This window comes from Embleya sp. NPDC005575 (genome assembly GCF_040605455.1).
Classification (GTDB): Bacteria; Actinomycetota; Actinomycetes; order Streptomycetales; family Streptomycetaceae; genus Embleya.
Genome location: NZ_JBEXCV010000005.1, coordinates 44047 through 66367 on the forward strand (window position 1 = coordinate 44047; position 22321 = coordinate 66367).

Consider the following 22321-nt stretch of genomic DNA (forward strand, 5'->3'; position numbering starts at 1 on the left):
CGCTCGACTCGCGGTCCACTCAGTACCAGTGGTGGCCCTGCCAGAACGTCCACGCGGCACACGGGCTGCCGTAGCGCTCGTTCATGTAGCCCAGGCCCCACTTGATCTGCGTCGCGGGGTTGGTCCGCCAGTCGGAGCCGGCGGAGGCCATCTTGTTCCCCGGGAGCGACTGCACCAGACCGTACGCACCGGAGGAGGGGTTGGTGGCGTTGACCCGCCAACCGCTCTCCCGCTCGACGATGTTGCTGAAGCACGTGTACTGGGACGAGCTCATCATCGACTTGGCGATCGCCTGGGCGTCGGCGGCGGACGCCGACACCTTCTCCACCGCGCCGCGGTTGTCGGAGCGCGCGGCGCGCTCCTGGGCCGCCTTGCGGTCGGCTTCCGCTTTGTCCGCGGCTGCCTTGTCGGCCGCCGCCTTGTCGGCCGCGGCCTTCTCCGCGGCGGCCTTCTCGGCCGCGTCGCGCTCGGCCTTGACCCGGGCGGCCTCTTCGGCCTGAACGCGCTGCGCCTCGTCGTAGGCGGCGGTCTGCGCGTCGGCCTGGTGGGTGATCCCGGTGCTCAGTTGCTGCGCCTGGGGGGCGGCAGGAACCTCGAGAAGCTTCGTGGTGCTCGCTTCGTCTACCGTCTGGGCGCCGGCGGGCGCGGAAACGCCCGTTCCACTGAAACCGACGACGGCGCCAACGGCCGTGACAGCGGTGGCGGATGCCACGGCTATCCCCCGAACCGAGATCCGGCTCACACACGTTCCTTCCGACAGGCGCGCACCGCGGTCGAAGCGGTGTACGAGTCCAACCCCGGTCTTCCCATGCTCCCCGAGGGAGCATTTCGGCCCGCGCGCCGAATGATTGGTCCGGCACGTGCGGTGGGCGGCGTACAGCAGGTCATGTGTCAAGTCGTCGGGCAGTGCTGTACGCGAGGGTCTTACAAGTCCAGCAGCCTGCCTCAGCCAAACATTCGGAAGCAATTTTCGAAGACGTGGCGAACATCACAAGTCCAGGAAAGGCAAAGCCTTTTCCCTTTCCGCTCCAGACCGTTTCCACCCGGAATATGCCGACACGGGAGGGCCCCGTCGGCGACGTCTCGAAGCAGTCGAGACGTCGCCGACGGGGCCGGCCGAACAACTCCCCCACAGGGCCCCTCATCAGGCATCCGTCAGCCCGGCAGGTCCTCCAACATCTCGGTCACCAGGGCCGCGATGGGCGACCGCTCGGACCGGGTGAGGGTCACGTGCGCGAAGAGCGGATGCCCCTTGAGCTTTTCCACCACCGCGACCACCCCGTCGTGCCGACCGACCCGCAGGTTGTCCCGCTGCGCGACATCGTGGGTGAGCACCACCCGCGAATTGCTGCCGATCCGCGACAGCACGGTCAGCAGCACATTGCGCTCCAGGGACTGCGCCTCGTCCACGATCACGAACGCGTCGTGCAACGACCGGCCGCGAATGTGGGTCAGCGGCAGGACCTCCAACATCCCGCGGGCGACGACCTCCTCGATCACGTCGGACGTGGTCACCGCCGACAGCGTGTCGAAGACCGCCTGGGCCCAGGGGCTCATCTTCTCGTTCTCGGTGCCGGGCAGGTAGCCGAGTTCCTGACCGCCGACCGCGTAGAGAGGACGGAAGACCATCACCTTGCGGTGCTGGTTGCGCTCCAACACCGCCTCCAGACCCGCACACATCGCCAGCGCCGACTTGCCGGTGCCCGCCCGGCCGCCCATCGACACGATGCCGATGTCCGGGTCGAGGAGCAGATCCAGCGCTATCCGCTGCTCGGCACTGCGCCCGTGCAGGCCGAACACGTCCCGATCGCCGCGCACCAGCCGGACCTGCTTGTCCGCGGTGACCCGACCGAGCGCCTTGCCGCGCTCGGAGACCAGCACCAGTCCGGTGTGACAGGGCAGGTCGACGGCCTGCTCGATGCGCGTGCGATCGTGCTCGAACAGGGCGTCGATGTCGTCGGCGTCGACCGTGAGTTCGGCCATCCCGGTCCAGCCCGAGGTGTTCACCAATTCGGCGCGGTATTCCTCCGCGCTCAGCCCCACCGCGGAGGCCTTGACCCGCATCGGCACGTCCTTGGACACCAGCGTCACATCGTGCCCCTCGGCCATGAGGTGCCTGGCCACCGCCAGGATGCGCGAGTCGTTGTCACCCAGCCGGAATCCGGGCGGAAGCACGGTCGCGTCGATGTGATTGAGCTCCACCCGCAGCGTGCCGCCGGAATCCCCGATCGGCACCGGGGCGTCCAGCCGCCCGTACTGCGTGCGAAGTTCGTCCAGCTTCCGCAGCGCGTGTCGGGCGAAGTAGCCCAATTCCGGGTGGTGCCGTTTGGCCTCCAACTCGGTGATCACGACGACGGGAAGAACCACCTCGTGCTCGTCGAACTTCAAGAGCGCCGACGGATCGGCAAGGAGCACGCTGGTGTCGAGGACATACGTCCGGTGCTGCGGAGCACGGCGTTGGATCGTGGCCACGGAGTGCCTCGCCCCCTCTCAGGGCACGCGCACCGTGCGCCCTGATCGCTCGGAGTCCGGGCCCCGGCCCGAAGGCCGGGTGCCCGGCCCTCCTGTCGCCGTGAACTGTGGAGCATGTAGTGCACGGAAGGGCCTCCCGGGCAGGTGACGGGGTGTCACCCACATATCGCACCGGCCCACACGGATGTGCGCCGGCCCGACGGGGTTATTCCCGTCCCAGGCACTGCCAACACAAAACGGATGATCACATGCCGATGGAAACCCGGCCGTGAGCAGGAGCGGTGACGAGGTGTCAGGCGCCGTAGCGGCGATGCCGGGCGGAGTAGTCGCGCAGCGCCCGGAGAAAGTCGACCTTGCGGAAGTCCGGCCAGAAGGCCTCGCAGAAGTAGAACTCCGAATGCGCGCTCTGCCACAACAGGAAACCGGACAACCGCTGTTCACCCGATGTTCGGATGACCAGGTCCGGGTCGGGCTGGCCGCGGGTGTACAGGTGCTCGGCAATGTGTTCGACGTCCAGCACCTCGGCCAGTTCCTCGATCGAGGTGCCCTTGCCGGCATGCTCCACGAGCAGCGAGCGGACCGCGTCGGCGATCTCGTGCCGGCCGCCGTAGCCGACCGCGACGTTGACGAACACGCCGGTCAGGTCCGCGGTCTCGGCCTCGGAGCGCTTGAGCACCTCGCGCGTGTGTTCGGGCAGCAGGTCCAGTGCGCCGACCGGGTGCACCCGCCAGCGGCGCGCGGCGGCCAGGTCGGTGACCGCGTTCTCGATGATCACCATCAGATCGGCCAGTTCCTCCGGCGGCCGATTGAGGTTGTCGGTGGACAGCAGCCACAGCGTGACCACCTCGACGCCGACCTCTTCACACCAGGTGAGCAACTCGTGGATCTTGTCGGCACCCTTGCGGTGACCCTCGGCCACCTGTTCGCCGTACGCCTTCGCCCAGCGGCGGTTGCCGTCCAGGATGACGCCGACGTGACGCGGTATCACCGTACGGTCGAGCGACGCCTCGATGCGCTTGCCGTACGCGCCGTATGCGAGGTCCCGCAGGCCCATGTCCACCTGCTCCTCCGTCCGTGATCATCCGCGCCGAAAACCCTACTCCCGTCCGACACCCGCTCGACATCACGCGGCGGAGGGCGGGCGTGAAGATGCGGTGAAGGTCGGCTCGCGGACGGCGTGTCGCGCGCTCATCCGAGGGCGGCTTTCCGAACGCCGAGGGCCCGGCGGGAGAGATCCCGCCGGGCCCGGAGCGTACCGGTATTTTGACGTCGAGTCAGCTTCAGCCGTCGAGTCGCGAGACCAGCTTGTTGTACTCGTCCCACAGCCCCTGCGGGGTGTGCGAGCCGAACTTCTCCAGGTGCTCGGGGACCAGCGCGGCCTCCTGCTTCCAGATCTCCCGGTCCACGCTCAGGAGCAGGTCCAGCTCCGCGTCGGTGAACTCCAGACCCTTGAGGTCCAGGGATTCCCGCGTCGGCAGTACGCCGATCGGGGAGTCCACGCCGTCGGCGAGCCCTTCCAGGCGCTCGACGATCCACTTGAGCACGCGGCTGTTCTCACCGAAGCCCGGCCAGACGAACTTGCCGTCCGCGTCCTTGCGGAACCAGTTCACGTAGTAGATCTTCGGCAGCTTGTCCGCCGAGGTGGCCTTGCCGATGTCCAGCCAGTGCGCCATGTAGTCGCCCATGTTGTAACCGCAGAACGGCAGCATGGCGAACGGGTCGCGACGCAGCTCGCCGACCGTGCCCTCGGCGGCGGCGGTCTTCTCCGAGGCGACGTTGGCACCGAGGAAGACACCGTGCTGCCAGTCGAAGGACTCGGTCACCAGCGGCACCGCACTGGCCCGCCGACCGCCGAAGAGGATGGCCGAGATCGGCACACCCTTCGGGTCCTCCCACTCGGGCGCGATCGTCGGGCACTGGGAGGCCGGGACGGTGAACCGCGCGTTGGGGTGCGCGGCGGGGGTCTCCGACTCGGGAGTCCAGTCGTTGCCCTTCCAGTCGACCAGGTGCGCGGGCGCGTCCTCGGTCATGCCCTCCCACCAGACGTCGTTGTCGTCGGTGAGCGCGACGTTGGTGAAGACCGAGTTGCCCCACATGGTCTTCATGGCGTTGGCGTTGGTGTGCTCGCCGGTGCCCGGCGCGACACCGAAGAAGCCCGCCTCGGGGTTGATCGCGTACAGCCGGCCGTCCTCGCCGAACCGCATCCACGCGATGTCGTCGCCGACGGTCTCGACCTTCCAACCCGGGATGGTCGGCTGGAGCATCGCGAGGTTGGTCTTGCCACACGCGGAGGGGAAGGCCGCGGCGATGAACTTCGGCTCGGCGCCCGAGGGAGGCGTGAGCTTCAGGATCAACATGTGCTCGGCCATCCAGCCCTCGTCGCGCGCCATGACCGACGCGATCCGGAGCGCGTAGCACTTCTTGCCGAGCAGGGCGTTGCCGCCGTAGCCCGAACCGTAGGACCAGATCTCCCGGTCCTCGGGGAAGTGCGTGATGTACTTCTCGCTGTTGCACGGCCACGGCACGTCCGCCTCGCCCTCGGCGAGCGGGGCCCCGACGGTGTGCACGGCCTTGACGAACTCGCCGTCGGTGCCCAGGAAGTCCAGCACCGCCCGGCCCATCCGGGTCATCGTGCGCATCGAGACCGCGACGTAGGCGGAGTCGGTGATCTCCACGCCGTAGGCGGCCAACGGCGACCCGATCGGCCCCATGCAGAACGGCACCACGTACATCGTGCGGCCACGCATCGAGCCGGCGAACAGGCCGCCGAGCTTGGTGCGCATCTCGGCCGGGGCTATCCAGTTGTTGGTCGGACCCGCGTCCTCCTCCTTCTCGGAGCAGATGTAGGTCCGGTCCTCGACGCGCGCGACATCCCGAGGGTCGGAGGTCGCGTAGTAGCTGTTGGGGCGCTTGTTCTCGTCGAGCTTGCGGAAGGTGCCCTTCTCGACGAGGAGGTCGGCGAGGCGCTGGTACTCCTCGTCCGAACCGTCACACCATTCGATCCGGTCGGGCTGAGTCAGCTGGGCGATCTCGCTCACCCAGTCGAGCAGCTGCCTGTGTTTCGTCGGGACCTCGTTGGCCACGATCGCTCCATTTCGCGCCTGGGACGGCGAGTCCCCGGCGTCGGGGTTGAGGGTTGCGGGGATTTTATCCGGTCGACCGGACGCGGAACCGCCCGGGACAGGGCCCCACCTGGAAGTTGTGCCCCGTACCGGACCGAAAACCCCAAAGACGTGCGGTTTCGCGCCCCTCCGGGACAAGATCTCCCGTGATGTGTCTCACTTCGTACCTACCAGTAACCTACGTCGGCGTAAGTACACTCGGCGACATGAGTGTGGACGCACAGGCCTTGACGGCGCCCTTGACGCCCATCAAACCCAAGCTGCGCGGATGGATCCACGCGGGGACCTTTCCCCTCGCCGTGGCCTCCGGCATCGTCCTGGTCGCCCTGGCCGGGGATACCAAATCCCGCATAGCGTGCGGCGTGTTCGCGCTGACCGCGGCGATGCTCTTCGGCACGTCCGGGGTCTACCACCGAGGCAACTGGGGGCCACGCGGCGAAGCGGTGCTGCGCCGGCTGGATCACGCCAACATCTTCCTGATCATCGCGGGCACCTACACCCCGTTGACCATCCTATTGTTGGGCAAAAGTGACCAAATCTTGCTGTGGGTGGTGTGGATAGGGGCACTCGCCGGGATCGGTTTCCGGGTCTTCTGGATCGGCGCACCACGCTGGCTCTACACCCCGATCTATGTCGCGCTGGGCTGGGCGGCGGTGTTCTACCTGCCCGAGTTCATGCGCGAGGGCGGCGTCGCGGTGGTGGTCCTGGTGGTCGTCGGCGGGGTGCTCTACAGCCTCGGCGCGGTGGTCTACGGGATCAAGCGACCCAACCCCTCGCCGCAGTGGTTCGGCTTCCACGAGGTCTTCCACGCCTTCACGCTGCTCGCCTTCGCGAGCCACTTCGTCGCCGTTGCCCTGGTGGCACTCGGCTGATCACCCCCTCGCCCCATCGGCCCGAAGGCCCGCCGCTCCGTTCGGAGTTGCGGGCCTTCGGGCTTTTCCGGGTTTTCCCCCGGGCTTGGGCTGCTCTTTGCCGAGAAATCTGACTGCCGCTAGATTTTGAGAGCTACTGTCATAAGGTAGAGACACTCAATCAATTGGGGCTGTCATGGATACGACGAAGCATGGGCCGGACCGGACGAACGAGGCCGACGCGCCGCCCGACCCGAGGCGGTGGTGGGCGCTGGGCGCCCTGGTGGTCGGCCTCCTGGTGGTCGGCCTGGACACCACGATCATCAACGTGGCGATGCCGACGATGAGCGATCAACTGGGCGCGAGCACGGGCGACCTGCAATGGATCGCCGACTCGTACATCGTGGTGTTCGCGGCGCTGATGCTCCCGGCCGGACTGATCGGCGACCGCTACGGCCGGCGGCTCTTCCTGCTGGTGGGGCTCGCGATATTCGCCCTGGGCTCGGTGGTCGGCGCGCTGGTCGGCTCGGTCGAGGGAGTAATCGCGGCGCGCGCCCTGATGGGCATCGGCGGGGCGTTCATCATGCCGCTGTCGCTGTCCATCCTGCCCTCGCTGTTCCCGGCCGCCGAACGCGGCAAGGCGGTCTCGGTCTGGGCCGCGAGCACCGCCCTGGGCATCCCGCTCGGGCCGATCCTCGGCGGGCTGCTGCTGGAGCACTTCTGGTGGGGTTCGGTGTTCCTGATCAACATCCCGATGGTCGCGCTGGCCCTGCTCGTGTGCGGATTCCTGCTGCCGGTGTCCCGCTCGGCGAGCGCTCCGAAGGTGGACATCGCGGTCACAGTGCTCGTGGTCGCGGGGCTGACCACGCTGATCTTCGCGCTGATCGAGGCGCCCGAGTGGGGTTGGGCCGACGCGCGTGTGCTCGTGCTGTTCGGCGCGGCGGCGCTGCTGCTGGTGAGCGTGGTGGTGCGCGAGACCAGGGCCCGACAGCCGATGATCGACTTCCGGCTCTTCCGCGACCGCAACTTCCTGTGGGCCACAGTCGCCGCCCTGGTGCCCTCCTTCGCGATAGCCGGCGTGCTGTTCTTGGTGCCACAGCGGTTCCAGGGCGTGGACGGGCACAACGCGTTCGGTACCGGCCTGCGCCTGCTGCCGATGCTCGGCGGGCTGTTCGTGACCTCGTTGGCGGGCGACAAGCTCGTGCTGCGGTTCGGCTACAAGGCGGTCATCCCCAGCGGACTGCTCCTGCTCGGCGGCGGGCTGCTGATGGGCTCGACCGGCTCGACCGGGGACGGGTACGGATGGACGGCGGCCTGGCTCGTCGTGACCGGCCTGGGTATCGGGCTGTCGCTGGTGCCAGCGATGGACGCGGTGATGGCCAATCTGCCACCGGAACGCTCCGGGATGGGCTCGGCCCTGGTGCAGACCCTGCGTCAGGTGTCGGGCGCACTCGGGGTGGCGATCCTGGGCAGCGTGTTGGCGTCCGCGTACCTGGACCGGATCGACACGAACGGTCGCCCCGACGAGATCGCCGACACCGCGCGCGACTCGATCGGCGGCGCGGTCAAGGCGGCGGGCCGTACCGGGGACCCGGCGCTGCTCGACTCGGCCCGCGACGCGTTCGTGCACGGCATGGACCTGAGTCTGCTGATCTGCGGCGTCGCCTCGGTGCTGATGGCCGTCGCGGTGGCGATCTTCCTCCCTCGCCGAACCGTCGCCACCCCTGTGCCGGCGCCGGGCCCCACCGGACCGGGAGAATCGGGGCATGACCGCGAAGGAGTCCTCCATCCCTGACCTGCCCGGCTCGCCCCTGGGGTTGCGCGAGCGCAAGAAGATCAAGACCCGCCAGGCGATCCGCCGGGAGGCCTACCGGCTCTTCCGCGAGCACGGCTACGACGCGACCACCGTCGACCAGATCGCCGAGGCCGCGGAAATCTCACCCAGTACGTTCTTCCGCTACTTCCCCACCAAGGAAGACCTCGTACTCACCGACGAGTACGACCCCCTGCTGGTGGAGATCCTGCGGACCGCGCCCAAGGGCGCGAGCTTGGTCCGGGTGGTGCGCACCGGTGTCCTGGACGCCCTGCGCGAGATCCTGCGCGTGGATCGCGAGGAAATGGCCACCCGGATGACGCTGGTGCTGAACGTCCCGGCGCTGCGCCGGCGCACCTACGAGCAGCAGATGCAGACCTGGGTCCTGATCACCGAGGCGTTCGCCGCTCGTACCGGGCGCTCGGCGGACGATCTGGAACTGCGGGTCGCCGGCGCCTCGATCAACGCGGCGATGGCGGAGGCGATCATGGGTTGGGCCCGGAACGGCTGTACCGAGGACTTGGTCGAGCTGGTCGACCAAGCCCTGGCGATGCTGGAGGCGGGGCTGCGGGACAGCCCGTGACCCCGCCGCCGCAGCGCCGATGTCAGGCCCGGGCCACCGCCTTGGCCAGGACCTGTTCGGCCAGTTGCTCCGGATCGGTCACCGGGGCATCGCACGTGAAGTGCCGACACACGTACGCCGCCGGTCGGCCGCCCACCAGCGGCCGATCGCGCAGCAGCGGCACTGGCGACTCCTCGGCCGGGTCGCCCATCGCGACCACCGCGCCGGGGGCGGTGGACATCAGCGCGGTCAGGTAGAGCGCCCAGGTCGCGTCGTCGTCGCGCGGGCCGACCACGGCGATCTCGCGCGGCCCGTCCAACCACGCCTCGGCGACCGCCAGGCCCCAGCCGATCGCGCGCGGGGCGCGGGCGGCCAGCACCCGGACCAGGCCCAGCGCGCGGCCGGCGGCTTCGCGGTGTTCGGGCGAACCCAGGTGCGCCGCGTAGCCGAGCAGGGCGCCGGCCGCGCCGGTCCAGCCCGACGGGGTGACCCCGTCGGTGGGGTCCTGCGGTCGGCGAAAGAGTTCCTCGGCGTCGTCCGCGGTGTCGTACAGCGCGCCGTCCTCGTCCACGAAGTGCCCCAGCACCACGTCCACGAGCACGCCGGCGAAGGTCAGCCACGCATCGTCCGAGGTCACCGCGTACAACGCGAGGAAGCCCTCGGCCACGTCCGCGTAGTCCTCCAGGACACCCGCGTTCGGCCCCGGTCGGCCGTCGCGCGAGGTGCGCACGAGCCGGTCGCCGAGTTCGTCGTCCTCGTCGCCGCCCAGATGCACCGCGAGCAGCAGGTCGGCCGCCGCGAGCGCGGCGTCGAGCAGGTCGGGGCGGGAGAACAGGGTGCCGGCCTCGGCCAGCGCCGCGATGGCCAGCCCGTTCCACGCGGCCACCACCTTGTCGTCGCGGCCCGGCCGGGCCCGCTCCGCGCGTGCCGCCAGCAACCTCGCCCGTACGTCGGTCAGTCGCTCGATGTCCTCGGGGTCGTCGAGCAGTCGCAGTACGGACATGCCGTGCTCGAAGGTGCCCTCCTCGGTCACCGCGAACACCTCGGCCGCCCACGCGCCGTCCTGCTCGCCGAGCGCCTCGATCAACTGGGCCGGGGTCCAGGCGTAGAACGCGCCCTCCACCGACCGGCCCTGCGCGTCCAGGCTGTCCGCGTCCAGCGCGGAAGCGAACGCGCCCTCGGGAGTGCGCAGTTCACGGACCACGAAGTCGGCCGTCTCGAGCGCGATCCGGCGCGCGAACTCGCTCCCGGTGGCCCGCCACAGGTGGGTGTACACCCGGATCAGCTGAGCGTTGTCGTACAGCATCTTCTCGAAGTGCGGCACCACCCACGCCGCATCCACCGAGTAGCGCGCGAAGCCGCCGCCGAGTTGGTCGTAGATGCCGCCCCTGGCCATCGCCTCGCAGGTTTCCTGGGCGATCTCCAGGGCCGCCTCGGACTCGGTCCGGGCCTGGTGGCGCAACAGGAACTCCAGCACCATCGACGGCGGGAACTTGGGCGCGTCACCGAAGCCGCCGTGCGTGGCGTCGTAGTCGCGCGCGAGCAGGGTCAGTGCCGCGTCCAGGTCCTCGGCGGTCGGTGCCTCGCCGCCGGTGTGCAGATCGCGGGGGGCGGCCAGGGAGGCGGCGATCTGGAGGCCGGTGCGCCGCACCTCGTCGTTGCGGTCGACCCAGGCCTTGTTGATCTCGTACATCACCTGCCGGAACGAGGGCATCCCCCGGCGGGCCTCGCTCGGGTAGTAGGTGCCGCAGTAGAACGGCTCCCCGTCGGGCGTGGCGAACACGGTCATCGGCCAGCCGCCCTGGCCGCGGTTCATCTCGACCGTGGCCTCCATGTAGACCGCGTCCACGTCCGGGCGCTCCTCGCGGTCGACCTTGATCGCGACGAAGTTCGCGTTGACGATCGCGGCGGTGGCCTCGTCCTCGAAGGACTCGTGGGCCATCACGTGGCACCAGTGGCACGCGCTGTATCCGACGCTGAGCAGGATCGGGACGTCACGGCGGCGCGCCTCCGCGAACGCCTCCTCCCCCCACGGCCACCAGTCGACGGGGTTGTCGGCGTGTTGCAGGAGGTACGGCGATGTGGACCCAGCGAGACGATTCGGCATGGAGCCATCCTCGCGCGCCCCACCCCAAAATCGCGGGAGGGCCCTCCCGGGGTCGACCGGATGGGCGGGCGGGATCGTCGTCCGACGTTGGGCGAACGGCGGCCGAGCGGGACACCGGCCATGGTCACCAGCGTCGGTGCGGGTCTGTCGGCGGACAGGTGGAGACCGACGAGGCGGGGTGGCGTTCGGTCCGAAGCGCGGGAAGGGTGCTCAGCGAGCGACTGTTCTCGCTTGCCGGGTCCGCCGGCCAACGCGGTTGTCAGGAGCCCTCGTTAGAGTCGCGAGCTTGATCCATCCGACCCGGGACAGAGGGCCTCTTCATGAGCGACAACGACGTGCGGCAGTTCGGCATCCGCACCTATGACCAGTGGACGGCCATGTGGAACGGCGGCCTCGACCTCGCCGAGAAGATCATGGCCCCGGAATTCACTCTGCGCTATGCCCAGCCGGGCACCGAAGCTTTCGACGATGCCCATACTCCGCGGCAACTCGCCGACATCATCGCGGCCTGGCACCGAAGCCGGCCCGGCCTGCGCTTCGAGGCCGAGGGCTCGCCGGTCGTGGACCTGCGATCCGGCGACGGCGCTCCGACCGGCCTGGTTGCCCGGCCGTATCGCGCCGGCTACACGGACGCCGACGGCCGGCCCGTGGCAAGGAGCGGAACCGACACCCTCAGGCTCACCGGCGGCTTGATCAGCGAGGTCTGGTCCGTGTCCTCCGGCCCCGGGGGGCGGACCTTCTACCGTTAGGGCGTGTCCGCGTGGGCGGTCGCCAACGGCACGCTCGCGACCGCCCGGTCGGCCGACGGCCCCGCGTGGTTCGCCCTCCTGGCCGACCTCGAACGCGACCTACCCACCGGTCCCGTTGCCGAGTGGGACGACCCACCGTTCGTCCCGGACCCGCACCGGGAGGTACGACCGCGCGCGAGCGGAAAGCGCGCATCGGCCCGCTGCCACCAGACGATCCGGCTGGGGCGACGCCGTCGGCCGCTCAGGCCACCGGTGCCCCGTTGCCTTCCTTGCGCTTGGCGTCGGCCTCGGCGTCGGCCTCGGCGTCGGACTTGACCGCCGGCTTGTCGCTCTCCTCGAAGTCCACCCGCTTGAGCTGCTTGTTCATCGACTTGAGCAGGAGCCAGGTGGCGACCGCGATCGCGGCGACCACCACGAATCCGAGCAGGCCGGGCGTGACCTTGCTCTCCTCGACCGCGAGCTGGAGCGCGAGCGGTGTCATGACGAACTACCTCCTGGATCGGAACCCCTTGTGAACAAGAGTGACACCCGATCGGCGGGACGTATGCACCGAGGGCCCGGAGAGATGCTCTCCGGGCCCTCGTTCGGGTCGTACCGCGGCCATCGAGGTCACCCCGAGGTACGCCGAGGTCACCCCGAGATACGCCGAGGTCCTCGCGACTCCGCCGGTCAGCTCCGCACGCCGACCCGCACACCCGCGAACAGGTCGTCCTCGGGCAGGTCCGTGTCCACCAGCGAGCGGACCAGTTCGTAGTCCTCGGTCGGCCACACCTCGCGCTGCACCGAGATCGGCACCCGGAACCAGAAGCCGTCCGGGTCCACCTGGGTGGCGTGCGCGATCAGCGCCCGGTCGCGGGTCTCGAACCAGTCGGCGCACGGGATGCGCGTGGTGATGTCCCGCTCGTCGCGGTCGCCCCAGCGCTCCAGCCACTCGCCGTAGGGCGACTCCAGGCCGCGGCTGAGCATGCCCTCGTGCAGCGCCTCGATCCGGGCCCGGGAGATGCCCTGGTTGTAATACAGCTTCAGCGGCTGCCACGGCTCACCGGAGTCCGGGTACGCGTCCGGGTCGCCCGCGGCGTCGAAGGCCACCATGGTGATCTTGTGCGTCTGGATGTGGTCGGGGTGCGGGTAGCCGCCGTTCTCGTCGTACGTGGTGATCACGTGCGGGCGAAACTCGCGGATCAGCCGGACCAGCGGCTCGGCCGCCTTGTCCACGTCCAGCACCGCGAAGCACCCGTCCGGAAGCGGCGGCAGCGGGTCGCCCTCGGGCAGCCCCGAGTCCTCCCAGCCCAGCCACGCCTGTTGCACGCCCAGGATCTCGCGCGCCGCGTCCATCTCCTTGCGGCGCACCTCGTGAATGTTGGCCTCGATCTCCGGATCGCCCTGGAGAGCGGGGTTGAGCACCGAGCCGCGTTCGCCGCCGGTACAGGTCGCGACGAGGACCTCGGCCCCCTCGGCGACATAGCGCGCCATGGTGGCCGCGCCCTTGCTCGACTCGTCGTCGGGGTGCGCGTGCACCGCCATCAGCCTCAGCCGATCGTCACTCACCGGAACGTCGCTCCTCATCCGTGCCCCGTGTCCCAGCCGCCGGGTCGTACCGCCGGGACCTGTCGAGGGCCGCTCTTGCACCGGACATATAGTGGCCGATAGATCTCGCTCGGGCACAAACCCGGGCCCGTCCCGCAGGAGACCCGGTGAGCGCAACGCCCGTCACCCGTTACGGCAAGGGCGCCACCCGAAACGACCGCAAGCTGCGGATCGCCTTCGCGGTCTTCATGGTCGTGCTCGTGGCCGGGACGGTGTGGATCGGCCTCGATGTGGCGAACCCCGGCGTACGCGGGTCTATTCCGAGTTTCAAGGTCACCTCGGATTCCTCGATCGAGGTCCAGGTGGAGATCCGCAAGGACGCCGACGAGGAAGCCGTCTGCGTGCTGCGCTCGCGCGATCAAAGCGGCGCCGAGGTGGGCCGCCGCGAACTGCGCTTCGCCAAGGGCGACAAGCACATCGAGCGCACCGAGACGCTCCAGACGGCGGGCCGGCCCAACACCGCCGAGCTGGAGGATTGTCACACCATCGGCTGACGGGCGGGTCGGCGCCGATCGCGGATCGGCCTCCCGAGTCGCTCGGCTGCGCGTGACTGCCCGAGACGTCGGGAGATTGTTACTCTCGAAGCTTCGTCCCCTCACGACCCGAGGTGTTCACACCGCGGACGGTGAGGGGGCGCTGGTATATGTGACACCTCTCTGTGCCGCCCGGGCCCGCCCCGACGGCCGGTCGGATCGCGTGTACCTCTTTCGTACGCACCGTGTACGCAACCCCGTCGCAGACCTACGAGGAGCACCCCGTGACCCAGACCAGCGAAAGCGTCACCTGGCTCACCCAGGAGGCGTACGACCGGCTCAAGGCCGAGCTGGAACACCTGTCGGGTCCCGCCCGTGCCGAAATCGCCGTGAAGATCGAAGAGGCCCGCCAGGAAGGCGACCTCAAGGAGAACGCGGGCTACCACGCGGCCAAGGAGGAGCAGGGCAAGCAGGAGCTGCGGATCCGCCAGCTCATCGGCCTGCTTCAGAACGCCAAGGTGGGCGAGGCCCCCGCGGACGACGGCGTGGTCGAGCCCGGCATGGTCGTCACCGTCGTCTTCAACGGCGACCACGACGACCCCACGACCTTCCTGCTCGGCTCGCGCGAGGACGCCGTGAGCGACGTGGACGTCTACTCGCCGCAGTCGCCGCTGGGCAAGGCGATCAACGGCAAGTCGGTCGGCCACAAGGCCACCTTCGCGCTGCCGAACGGCAAGAGCACCAGTGTCGAGGTCCTGGCGGCCAAGCCCTACAAGGGCTGAGCAACGACCCGAAGCGGCCCGGGCTCCCCGTATCCGGGGGCCGGGCCGCTTGCGCTCTTTCGAGCTTCGGGCGTTCGTACGGTCGGGCGATCGGTCAGGACACCGCGGAGCGGTACTTGCGCACCGACCAGGTGCGGAAGATTCCGATGATCACCACGGACCACAGCAGCGAAGCCCACACCGGGTGCTGCATGGGCCAGGCGTCCGACACCGCGTCCGCCCCCGGCGTGCCGAACAGCACCCGGGCGGCCTGCACGGTCGCGCTGAACGGGTTCCAGTAGGCGATGTGCTGGAGGAACGTGGGCAGCGTGGTCGGCGGTGCGAACGCGATGGACAGGAACGACAGCGGGAACAGCCAGATCAGGCCGCCGGACGTGGCCGCCTCGGGGGTGCGCACGGACAGGCCGATCAGCGCGCCGATCCAGGAGAACGCGTAACCCAGGAGCAGCAGCAGCGCGAGTCCGCCCAGGCCCTTGAGCAGCCCGTCGTGCATCCGCCAGCCGACGATCAGCGCACACATCACCATGACCACCATGGTGAGCGCGGTCTGCACGGCGTCGGCGATGGTGCGGCCCGTGAGCACCGCGCCGCGCGACATCGGCAACGAGCGGAACCGGTCCATGAGGCCCTTGTGCATGTCCTCGGCGATACCCGCACCCGCGCCGGCGGTGGCGAAGGTGACGGTCTGCGCGAAGATGCCCGCCATCACGTAGTCGCGGTAGGCGTTCTTGTCCTCGACGCCGGGGATGCCGATCGCGCCGCCGAAGACATAGGCGAACATCAGCACGAACATCACCGGCTGGATCATCCCGAAGATGATCATCTCCGGGATCCGCATCATCCGGATCAGGTTGCGTCGGGTCATCACGATGGAGTCGCGCGCCGACTGGGCCAGTCCGCCGCGCACCACTGGTGCGCCCGCGGGTGCCACGGGGGTCTTGGTCAGCACGGCCATCACTGCTTCACCGCCTCGACACGGCCGCGCTGCGGGCCGTCTTCGCTTGGGTTCTCGTCGTCGTCGCCGTTGTTGTCGTTGTTGTCGTTGTTGTCGTTGTTGTCGTTCTCGGACTCCGCGGCGTGCCCGGTGAGCGAGATGAACACGTCGTCCAGAGTGGGCCTGCGCAACCCGATGTCGTCGATCTCGATGCCACGCGCGTCGAGTTCGCGGATGATCTCGGCGAGCAGCTTGGCGCCGCCCGTGACCGGGACGGTGATCCGCCGCTGGAGCTTGACCACGCCCAACTCGCCCTTGCCGAACGAGGCGAGCATCTCGCTCGCGTCGGCCATCCGTGCCTCGTCGTGCACGACCACCTCGACCCGCTCGCCGCCGACCTTGGCCTTGAGCCGGTCGGCGGTGCCGCGCGCGATCACCTTGCCGTGGTCGACCACCGCGATGTCGTGGGCGAGGTAGTCGGCCTCCTCCAGGTATTGGGTGGTCAGCAGCAACGTGGTGCCGCCCGCGACGAGTTCCTCGATCACCCGCCACAACGCCATCCGGTTGCGCGGGTCCAGTCCGGTGGTCGGCTCGTCCATGAACATCACCGGCGGGCTGACCACGAGCGCCGCGGCCAGGTCCAGCCGGCGGCGCATGCCGCCCGAATAGGTCTTGGCGGGTCGATCGCTCGCCTCGGACAGGTCGAACTGGGAGAGCAGTTCGTCCGCCCGACGCTTGGCGTCGCGGCCGCTGAGCTGGTACAGCTCGCCGACCATCCGCAGGTTTTCCCGGCCGGTCAGGTACTCGTCCACGGCGGCGAACTGACCGGACAAGCCGATCGAGCGGCGGACCGCGTTGGGGTCCTTGAGCACGTCGTGACCGGCCACGACGGCTCGCCCCGAATCGGGTTTGAGCAACGTGGTCAGCACACGTACGCATGTCGTCTTGCCTGCGCCGTTCGGTCCGAGCAGACCCAGGACGGTGCCGGTGGGCACACTCACGTCCACGCCGTCCAGTGCTCGGACCGAGCCGAAGGTCTTGACCAGACCTTCGGCGACGATCGCTTCCTGCATATCGGTGGATCACTCCTCGTGCGGATGGGGCATGGGGGCGGGCCGATCGATTCAAACCTCCACCATGCGCCCAACACACCGAGTATGCGAACACTTTTCTCGAAAAGCGTAACTCTGTGTGCCCGAACGACGACGCTTCGGGGTATCCGTCGACGCGTCGGCGAACCCGCTCCGCCTCTCGGCCGCGCCCTCGGTGGGTAACATGGCTTGACGTTCCAGCCAAGCACACGACACCGACAATCGGCTGGACGGGCCGCCCGGCCGCCGCCTCCCGGCGCGGCTCAGCTCTTGCTGACCGCGTACCCCGCGCCGTACAGCGCCTCCACCACGGCCGCGCAGTGGCTGCGGCCCTTGGTCTCCAACTGCAGGTCCACATCCGCCTCGCCGACCCGCAGCGTCGCGTCGGTACGCACGTGCGACACCGCCGCGATGTTGGCGTCGGTCTCCGCCAACCGACCCAACAGGGTGGCCAGCGCGCCGGGGCTGTCGGGAATGCGCACCCGCAGCGACAGGTAGCGCCCGGCCGAGGCCAGACCGTGCCGGAGCACGCGGAGCATCAGCAGCGGGTCCACGTTGCCGCCGGACAGCACCGCCACCACCGGGCCCTCGATCGGCTCGCCGGTCTCCAGGAGTGCCGCCACCGACGCGGCGCCGGCGGGCTCGACCACCAGCTTGGCCCGCTCCATGCACAGCAGCAGGGCCTGCGACAGGGACTCCTCGCCGACCGTGCGGATGTCGTCCGCGTGCTCTCGGATCAGCGCGAACGGGACCTCGCCGGGGCGGCCGACCGCGATCCCGTCGGCCATCGTGCCGAACGAGGGCAGCGACACCGGCGCGCCGGCGGCCAGCGAGGGCGGGTACGCGGCAGCGGACGCCGCCTGCACGCCGATCACCTTGACGTCGGGGCGAAGTGCCTTGACCGCGACCGCGATTCCGGCCAACAGGCCACCACCGCCGGTGCCCACCAGGATGGTCTTGACCTCGGGGCACTGCTCCAGGATCTCCAGGCCGACGGTGCCCTGGCCCGCCACCACGTCGCGGTGGTCGAAGGGGTGGATGAACACCGCCCCGGTCTCGTCCGCGTACGCGCGCGCGGCGGTGAGCGCGTGCTCGACGTTGTCGCCGCCCAGGATCACCTCCGCGCCGTACGAGCGGGTCGCGGCCACCTTGGGCAGCGGCGCGCCGGCCGGCATGAACACCGTGGACGCGACGCCCAGGGTGCGGGCCGCGAGCGCGACGCCCTGGGCGTGGTTGCCGGCGCTCGCCGCGACCACGCCGCGGGCGCGCTCGGCCTCGGACAGACCCGCGATCCGCACGTACGCGCCGCGGATCTTGAAGGACCCGGTGCGCTGGAGGTTCTCGCACTTGAGGTGGACCGGCGTGCCGACGCGGTCGGTCAGTGCCCGACACGACCTGATCGGGGTCTCGCGAACGACGCCTTCCAGCATCTTTCGCGCGATCCGGATGTCGTGCAGGGTCACCGTGGCCGGGGCTGGGCTGCTCATACGCCGAGTGTCGCACCAACCGCCCCTGCGGATGCGTCGGGTCTGCTGCGGCTCCGGTGGTTCCGGGCGTTCAGGAGCCGGCCGGGGTACGGCTCTGTCGGCGCTCCATCGAGGCGTTGAAGCGGGTGAGCAGCTCGGTGAATCGCTCGCGATCGTCCAGGCTCCAACCGGCGCAGATCTCCGCCATCAGGCGCTGCCGCGCATGCCGGACCTGGTGCAGCCGGTCCCGGCCCTCGGCGGACAGTTCGAGCAGCACGGCGCGGCCGTCGTCGGGATTGGGCACCCGATCCACCAGGCCCTGTTCGACCAACGGGGTGACCTGCCGGGTCACCGTGGACGAGTCGATCGTCATCGCCTGTGCGAGCGCCTTGACGCCCATCGGGCCGCCCGTCTCCAGCCGGCCGAGCAGCAGGTAGGCCGCACGGTCCATCGAGTTGCGCAGTTCGCCGACGGCACCGAGCCGGGTCTGCTCGGCACGGCGCGCGAACAACGCCACCTCGTGCTGCAGGCGGTCGTAGAGCGGGTCGGCAGAGCCGGTGGGGTCGTCATGGGCCTGGTCCGGTGTCATCGCCGCTCGTTCGTCGATCGGATGTGGTGCTCCGAAGGATATTGCGCGGACCGGATCGGCGGGCCCCGACCGATCGATTCCACCCCGCTTTGGTGTCGGGCGTTCTACCGTGGCGACAACGGAGGGTTGTGCCTTCGTTGCCGGCCGGTGGGGGATCGTCGACGGCGACAAGTGGCAAGGGCGACATGTCGTCATACGCGACTACCCGAACAGGTGTGGGGCAGCAACTACAGAGAGCGGCGACGGCAACGGGCCGGCCCCGGGGGCACCCGCTCGGCGGATCTGCGGGAGGGACCGTGCACAGGCGCGATGCTCGCGAGTTCGATCTCTTCGTCCATACCGTCGGCACCCGACTGTTGCAGGCCGCCGACCTGCTCACCGGCGACCGACAACGCGCCGAGCGCCGGGTCGAACGGGCCTTGGCGCATACGTGTGTGCACTGGAGCAGGCTGCCCGACCAGGATCCGGTCCGCATCGCGTGGCGTGCGCTGATGGCCGGATACCTGGACCCGTGGCGACCGGGACCACGCGGCCATCGGAGCGAACTCCCAGGCGAGGGAGAGCCGTTCACAACCCTGGACCGCCTCGGCCGGGTCGAGCGGGCCACCGTGGTGCTGCGTCTGTACGCCCGCTTGGACGAGTACGACGCGGCCGAGGCGCTGGGGCTGCCGATCGAGACCGTGGCCGGGGCGTGGCGGCGCGGGATGGCCGAGGTGCTGGCCGGCGGCACGCTGTCGCACCCGCACCCGCGCCCGCAGCCGCGGCCGGTCGCGAGCGCGGAAGCGATCCGATGAGCGTGAGCGCACCGACGCCGGGGGCGGCGGCGGACCCGGAGGAGATACCCCAGCCGCCGGAGTTCCCGTATCGGCCGCTGCCCGCAAACCTGGCCCGGCGGGTGCGACGGCGGGCGTCCCTGCGCCGACTGCGGCACCTGCTCGGGTCGGCGCTGTTGGCCGGCGCGGCGGTCGGCGGGTTGTGGCTGGCCACTCCCGGGACCGGCGGCGGAGGCGGATTGCCGCCGGCACCGCCGGACCCGACACCGCTGTGGCCGGTCGAGCACGACGAGCCGCCTTCGCCGCGCACCGACGTCGGGCTCGGCGGTTCGGTGTGGATCGACAACGCGGGACCCGAGCGCGGTTCGTCGTGGTGTCTGGGCAGCGTGGCCGAGCCGAGCGAGACGACCGAGCCGGGCGCGCCGACCTGCCGCTTCCTGCCGGCTCCCGGCCGGCTGGACACGACGGCCCTGGATCCGGGCGTGTACGCGCCGACCGGGCTACGCCTGGTGGTCGCGATCCTGATCGGCCAGAGCATGCCCGCCCCGGCGGTACGCGGCGAACTGCGCGAGCCGACCGGCGCCCGACAGATGCGCCTGGACCGCCCGCCCGGCCTCCCCGGCGTCGCCTACCTGTGGGCCTTCACCACCGAGACCCCGATCTCGATCACCATCTACGACGAGGCGGGCAACCTGGTGAGCGCGTGCTCGGCGTGCACGGAGACGACGCGTTAGCCCAGGCAACCATCCCGCGGCTCGCGAAGGCTCGCGTCGAGCGCCGGGCGAGCCGATCTCGGCCCGTCAGCCGATCTCGGCCCGTTCGGCGCTCGAGCACGCCGGACCCGCGGGCCGGCCCCGCCGCGCAAGCCGCGGGGACCTCAGCCCAGGGCCCTTTCCAGGTCTGCCAGCAGGTCGTCGGCGGACTCGATGCCGACGGACAGACGGACCAGGTCGCCGGGCACCTCCAGCGGCGAGCCGGCCGCCGAGGCGTGGGTCATCCGGCCCGGGTGCTCGATCAGCGACTCGACGCCGCCGAGCGACTCGCCCAGGATGAACAACTCGGTCCGGTTGCACACCTGTACGGCGGCCTCCTCGCCACCGTTCACCCGGAACGACACCATGCCGCCGAACGCCTTCATCTGCTTGACCGCGACGTCGTGTCCCGAGTGCCCGGGCAGCCCGGGATACAGCACCTCGCTCACCCGCGGGTGACGCGACAGCAGGTCCACGATCCGCTCGGCGTTCGCGCAGTGCCGGTCCATCCGGACCCCGAGGGTTTTCAGACCGCGCAGCGTCAACCACGCGTCGAACGGCGCGGGTACCGCGCCCATCGCGTTCTGGTGGAAGACCAACTCGGCGGCCAACTCCGCGTTGTTCACCACGAGCGCGCCGCCGATGACGTCGGAGTGCCCGCCCATGTACTTCGTCGTCGAGTGCACGACGACGTCGGCGCCCAGAGTCAGCGGCTGCTGGAGGTATGGCGAGGCGAACGTGTTGTCCACCACGAGGAGCGCGCCCGCGTCGTGCGCGACGCCCGCCAGCGCGGCGATGTCCGCGACGCCGAGCAGCGGGTTGCTCGGCGTCTCACACCACACGAGCCGGGTGACGCCCGGCCGGATCGCGGCGCGCACCGCGTCGAGGTCGCCGGCGTGCGCGGGGGTGTACTCGATGCCCCACCGGGAGGCGACCTTCGCGAACAGTCGGAAGGTGCCGCCGTAGGCGTCGTCCGGGATCACCGCGTGGTCGCCGGGGGCGCACAGGGAGCGCAGCAGGCAATCCTCGGCGGCCAGGCCGGACGCGAAGGTCAGTGCCCTGGTGCCGTCCTCCAGGGCCGCGATGCATTCCTCGAGCGCGGTACGGGTCGGGTTGCCGGAACGGCTGTACTCGTAGCCGCCGCGCAGCCCGCCGACGCCGTCCTGCTTGTACGTGGACACCTGGTAGATCGGCGGAACCACGGCCCCGGTCAGCGGGTCGGGTTCCTGCCCGGCATGGATCGCCAGGGTCTCAAAGCCGTGCGATTGGGTCATGACCGGAACGTTAGTCGCCCGAGCGGGCGGCCGCTCCCACGTCACTCGCGCGGAAGTGCGCATCGAGGGGCGGCCGGACCGCAGTCCGCCGGACGCGAACGCCGGACGGGCCGGAGACGACCTCGGACGCGGCTACCGGCGCACCAGCCGGTCCAGCATCAGGCGGGCCGCCTGGGTGGTGCGGGTGCGTACGTCGGGCATGCGGTCGGCGGTGGGGGCGCTGAAGTAGGACGACATCACGACGGTGTCCTTGCGCAGTGTCAACACGACGTACGGGTACGGCCCGCCGCCGCCCTTGGGGTACATCAGGCCCTCCTCGGCGAACGCCTCGTCCGCCTCGGCGAAGGTGGGCTGCGCGGCGCCGGGGGTGTCCTTGGCCTGGGTGCCGTCCGTGTAGGTCCGGGTCGGACAACGATCCTCGACCTGGTGCGCGTTCTGCACCTGCTCGTGCGCGCCGCGCACGTCCTTGTGCACGATCACGGTGGTGCTGCCGCTGGAGAGCACCGACGCCTGCGCGGTCTCCGGCAGTTGAATCTGGCGCACCCACTGGCCGACGATGCTCGCCGGCAGCGGCACGTTCTGCTGCGTGCAGTCGGCGGCGTAGTCCGTCCAGGTCTCGCCGGCGAACTCGTACGTGCTCTGCCTGGCGAAGCCGCTCCCCCAGTCCTCCGGCGTGAGGGCGAGCGACGCGGCCAGGGCCTGTGCCTGCTCCGGGGTACGGCTCGGCGGCGCCGACGTGCCGGTCGGGCGGGTCGTGGTGGTGGTGGTCGGGCCGGGGCCCTTGGCCACCGGGGCGGTGCCGGTGGGTGACGCGTTCGGGTTGATCGCGAACGGGTCGCCGCCGCCGTCGGCGCAGCCCGCGAGCAGCAGGACGCCGAGAACCGGACCGATCGCGCGAACCACCGCTCTGCCTGTGCCGTACAT

21 protein-coding genes are annotated in these 22321 nt (G+C 70.0%); 8 read left to right on the top strand and 13 right to left on the bottom strand.

Going from position 1 to position 22321, the window contains the following annotated elements:
• Nucleotides 1-19: 19 nt before the first annotated feature.
• The 4 genes from ABZS54_RS02660 to ABZS54_RS02675 form a co-directional block, all read right to left on the bottom strand.
• Nucleotides 20-742 (bottom strand): transglycosylase SLT domain-containing protein, encoded by a 723-nt coding sequence (locus ABZS54_RS02660; protein ID WP_355530107.1) that lies wholly within the window; start codon nt 740-742, stop codon nt 20-22.
• Between the two features lie 413 nt (nt 743-1155).
• Nucleotides 1156-2472, bottom strand: coding sequence for a PhoH family protein (locus tag ABZS54_RS02665; RefSeq protein WP_355530110.1), 1317 nt, complete (start codon nt 2470-2472; stop codon nt 1156-1158).
• 292 nt (nt 2473-2764) lie between these two features.
• Nucleotides 2765-3526, bottom strand: a complete 762-nt coding sequence (locus ABZS54_RS02670) for an isoprenyl transferase (RefSeq protein WP_355530113.1) — start codon at nt 3524-3526, stop codon at nt 2765-2767.
• 226 nt (nt 3527-3752) lie between these two features.
• Nucleotides 3753-5555, bottom strand: coding sequence for a phosphoenolpyruvate carboxykinase (GTP) (locus ABZS54_RS02675; RefSeq protein ID WP_355530116.1), 1803 nt, complete (start codon nt 5553-5555; stop codon nt 3753-3755).
• A 245-nt stretch (nt 5556-5800) separates the two neighbouring features.
• Between ABZS54_RS02675 and ABZS54_RS02680 the strand changes: the two genes are divergently transcribed.
• The 3 genes from ABZS54_RS02680 to ABZS54_RS02690 all read left to right on the top strand — a co-directional run bounded on the left by ABZS54_RS02680 (nt 5801) and on the right by ABZS54_RS02690 (nt 8841).
• Complete coding sequence (locus ABZS54_RS02680; RefSeq protein ID WP_355530119.1) at nt 5801-6466, top strand: hemolysin III family protein; 666 nt, start codon at nt 5801-5803, stop codon at nt 6464-6466.
• Nucleotides 6467-6641: 175 nt separating this feature from the next.
• Nucleotides 6642-8240, top strand: a complete 1599-nt coding sequence (locus ABZS54_RS02685; protein ID WP_355530122.1) for an MFS transporter — start codon at nt 6642-6644, stop codon at nt 8238-8240.
• The gene (locus tag ABZS54_RS02690; protein ID WP_355530125.1) at nt 8212-8841 is read left to right on the top strand and encodes a TetR family transcriptional regulator; all 630 of its coding nucleotides are present in this window, start codon (nt 8212-8214) and stop codon (nt 8839-8841) included. Before ABZS54_RS02685 ends, ABZS54_RS02690 begins: the two co-directional genes overlap by 29 nt.
• Before the next feature lie 22 nt (nt 8842-8863).
• On the opposite strand, the gene ABZS54_RS02695 is transcribed toward ABZS54_RS02690, so the two are convergent.
• Nucleotides 8864-10927 (bottom strand): thioredoxin domain-containing protein, encoded by a 2064-nt coding sequence (locus ABZS54_RS02695; protein WP_355530128.1) that lies wholly within the window; start codon nt 10925-10927, stop codon nt 8864-8866.
• 320 nt (nt 10928-11247) lie between these two features.
• Between ABZS54_RS02695 and ABZS54_RS02700 the strand changes: the two genes are divergently transcribed.
• Nucleotides 11248-11676 carry a hypothetical protein gene (locus ABZS54_RS02700; protein WP_355530131.1) on the top strand — a complete coding sequence of 143 codons (429 nt, stop codon included), beginning with the start codon at nt 11248-11250 and terminating at the stop codon, nt 11674-11676.
• 241 nt (nt 11677-11917) lie between these two features.
• Here ABZS54_RS02700 and ABZS54_RS02705 read toward each other — a convergent pair whose 3' ends face one another.
• Together ABZS54_RS02705 and mca are read right to left on the bottom strand one after the other, a co-directional pair.
• Nucleotides 11918-12157 (bottom strand): hypothetical protein, encoded by a 240-nt coding sequence (locus ABZS54_RS02705; protein WP_355530134.1) that lies wholly within the window; start codon nt 12155-12157, stop codon nt 11918-11920.
• Nucleotides 12158-12345: 188 nt separating this feature from the next.
• Nucleotides 12346-13200: a mycothiol conjugate amidase Mca gene (gene mca / locus ABZS54_RS02710; protein WP_355530335.1), complete on the bottom strand. Its 855-nt coding sequence runs from the start codon at nt 13198-13200 to the stop codon at nt 12346-12348.
• 170 nt (nt 13201-13370) lie between these two features.
• Here mca and ABZS54_RS02715 point away from each other — a divergent pair, with 170 nt between their 5' ends.
• The gene (locus ABZS54_RS02715; RefSeq protein WP_355530137.1) at nt 13371-13757 is read left to right on the top strand and encodes a DUF4307 domain-containing protein; all 387 of its coding nucleotides are present in this window, start codon (nt 13371-13373) and stop codon (nt 13755-13757) included.
• 263 nt (nt 13758-14020) lie between these two features.
• The gene (gene greA, locus ABZS54_RS02720; RefSeq protein WP_026219448.1) at nt 14021-14518 is read left to right on the top strand and encodes a transcription elongation factor GreA; all 498 of its coding nucleotides are present in this window, start codon (nt 14021-14023) and stop codon (nt 14516-14518) included.
• Between the two features lie 94 nt (nt 14519-14612).
• Here greA and ABZS54_RS02725 read toward each other — a convergent pair whose 3' ends face one another.
• The 4 genes from ABZS54_RS02725 to ABZS54_RS02740 form a co-directional block, all read right to left on the bottom strand.
• On the bottom strand, nt 14613-15473 hold the full coding sequence (locus tag ABZS54_RS02725; protein ID WP_355530140.1) for an ABC transporter permease: 861 nt from the start codon (nt 15471-15473) through the stop codon (nt 14613-14615).
• Nucleotides 15473-16525 carry an ATP-binding cassette domain-containing protein gene (locus ABZS54_RS02730; RefSeq protein ID WP_355530143.1) on the bottom strand — a complete coding sequence of 351 codons (1053 nt, stop codon included), beginning with the start codon at nt 16523-16525 and terminating at the stop codon, nt 15473-15475. The genes ABZS54_RS02725 and ABZS54_RS02730 overlap by 1 nt, the downstream gene beginning before the upstream one ends.
• Nucleotides 16526-16806: 281 nt before the next feature.
• Nucleotides 16807-18030, bottom strand: coding sequence for a threonine ammonia-lyase (gene ilvA, locus ABZS54_RS02735; RefSeq protein WP_355530146.1), 1224 nt, complete (start codon nt 18028-18030; stop codon nt 16807-16809).
• A 70-nt stretch (nt 18031-18100) separates the two neighbouring features.
• Nucleotides 18101-18598, bottom strand: coding sequence for a MarR family transcriptional regulator (locus ABZS54_RS02740; RefSeq protein WP_355530149.1), 498 nt, complete (start codon nt 18596-18598; stop codon nt 18101-18103).
• Nucleotides 18599-18894: 296 nt separating this feature from the next.
• On the opposite strand from ABZS54_RS02740, the gene ABZS54_RS02745 reads away from it, so the two are divergent.
• Both ABZS54_RS02745 and ABZS54_RS02750 read left to right on the top strand, forming a co-directional pair.
• Nucleotides 18895-19392 (top strand): hypothetical protein, encoded by a 498-nt coding sequence (locus ABZS54_RS02745; RefSeq protein ID WP_355530152.1) that lies wholly within the window; start codon nt 18895-18897, stop codon nt 19390-19392.
• Nucleotides 19389-20105, top strand: coding sequence for a hypothetical protein (locus tag ABZS54_RS02750; protein ID WP_355530155.1), 717 nt, complete (start codon nt 19389-19391; stop codon nt 20103-20105). Before ABZS54_RS02745 ends, ABZS54_RS02750 begins: the two co-directional genes overlap by 4 nt.
• A 143-nt stretch (nt 20106-20248) precedes the next feature.
• Here ABZS54_RS02750 and ABZS54_RS02755 read toward each other — a convergent pair whose 3' ends face one another.
• Both ABZS54_RS02755 and ABZS54_RS02760 read right to left on the bottom strand, forming a co-directional pair.
• Complete coding sequence (locus ABZS54_RS02755; RefSeq protein ID WP_355530158.1) at nt 20249-21397, bottom strand: cystathionine gamma-synthase; 1149 nt, start codon at nt 21395-21397, stop codon at nt 20249-20251.
• A gap of 132 nt (nt 21398-21529) precedes the next feature.
• Complete coding sequence (locus tag ABZS54_RS02760) at nt 21530-22321, bottom strand: hypothetical protein (protein WP_355530161.1); 792 nt, start codon at nt 22319-22321, stop codon at nt 21530-21532.

Bases quoted from the DNA above. Each gene is read 5' to 3' on its own strand.
- ABZS54_RS02670 (WP_355530113.1), bottom strand. From the start codon at position 3,526: ATGGGCCTGCGGGACCTCGCATACGGCGCGTACGGCAAGCGCATCGAG.
- ABZS54_RS02680 (WP_355530119.1), top strand. From the start codon at position 5,801: ATGAGTGTGGACGCACAGGCCTTGACGGCGCCCTTGACGCCCATCAAA.
- ABZS54_RS02685 (WP_355530122.1), top strand. From the start codon at position 6,642: ATGGATACGACGAAGCATGGGCCGGACCGGACGAACGAGGCCGACGCG.
- ABZS54_RS02690 (WP_355530125.1), top strand. From the start codon at position 8,212: ATGACCGCGAAGGAGTCCTCCATCCCTGACCTGCCCGGCTCGCCCCTG.
- ABZS54_RS02695 (WP_355530128.1), bottom strand. From the start codon at position 10,927: ATGCCGAATCGTCTCGCTGGGTCCACATCGCCGTACCTCCTGCAACAC.
- ABZS54_RS02700 (WP_355530131.1), top strand. From the start codon at position 11,248: ATGAGCGACAACGACGTGCGGCAGTTCGGCATCCGCACCTATGACCAG.
- ABZS54_RS02705 (WP_355530134.1), bottom strand. From the start codon at position 12,157: ATGACACCGCTCGCGCTCCAGCTCGCGGTCGAGGAGAGCAAGGTCACG.
- mca (WP_355530335.1), bottom strand. From the start codon at position 13,200: ATGGCGGTGCACGCGCACCCCGACGACGAGTCGAGCAAGGGCGCGGCC.
- ABZS54_RS02725 (WP_355530140.1), bottom strand. From the start codon at position 15,473: ATGGCCGTGCTGACCAAGACCCCCGTGGCACCCGCGGGCGCACCAGTG.
- ABZS54_RS02730 (WP_355530143.1), bottom strand. From the start codon at position 16,525: ATGCAGGAAGCGATCGTCGCCGAAGGTCTGGTCAAGACCTTCGGCTCG.
- ilvA (WP_355530146.1), bottom strand. From the start codon at position 18,030: ATGAGCAGCCCAGCCCCGGCCACGGTGACCCTGCACGACATCCGGATC.
- ABZS54_RS02740 (WP_355530149.1), bottom strand. From the start codon at position 18,598: ATGACACCGGACCAGGCCCATGACGACCCCACCGGCTCTGCCGACCCG.
- ABZS54_RS02750 (WP_355530155.1), top strand. From the start codon at position 19,389: ATGAGCGTGAGCGCACCGACGCCGGGGGCGGCGGCGGACCCGGAGGAG.
- ABZS54_RS02755 (WP_355530158.1), bottom strand. From the start codon at position 21,397: ATGACCCAATCGCACGGCTTTGAGACCCTGGCGATCCATGCCGGGCAG.
- ABZS54_RS02760 (WP_355530161.1), bottom strand. From the start codon at position 22,321: ATGTACGGCACAGGCAGAGCGGTGGTTCGCGCGATCGGTCCGGTTCTC.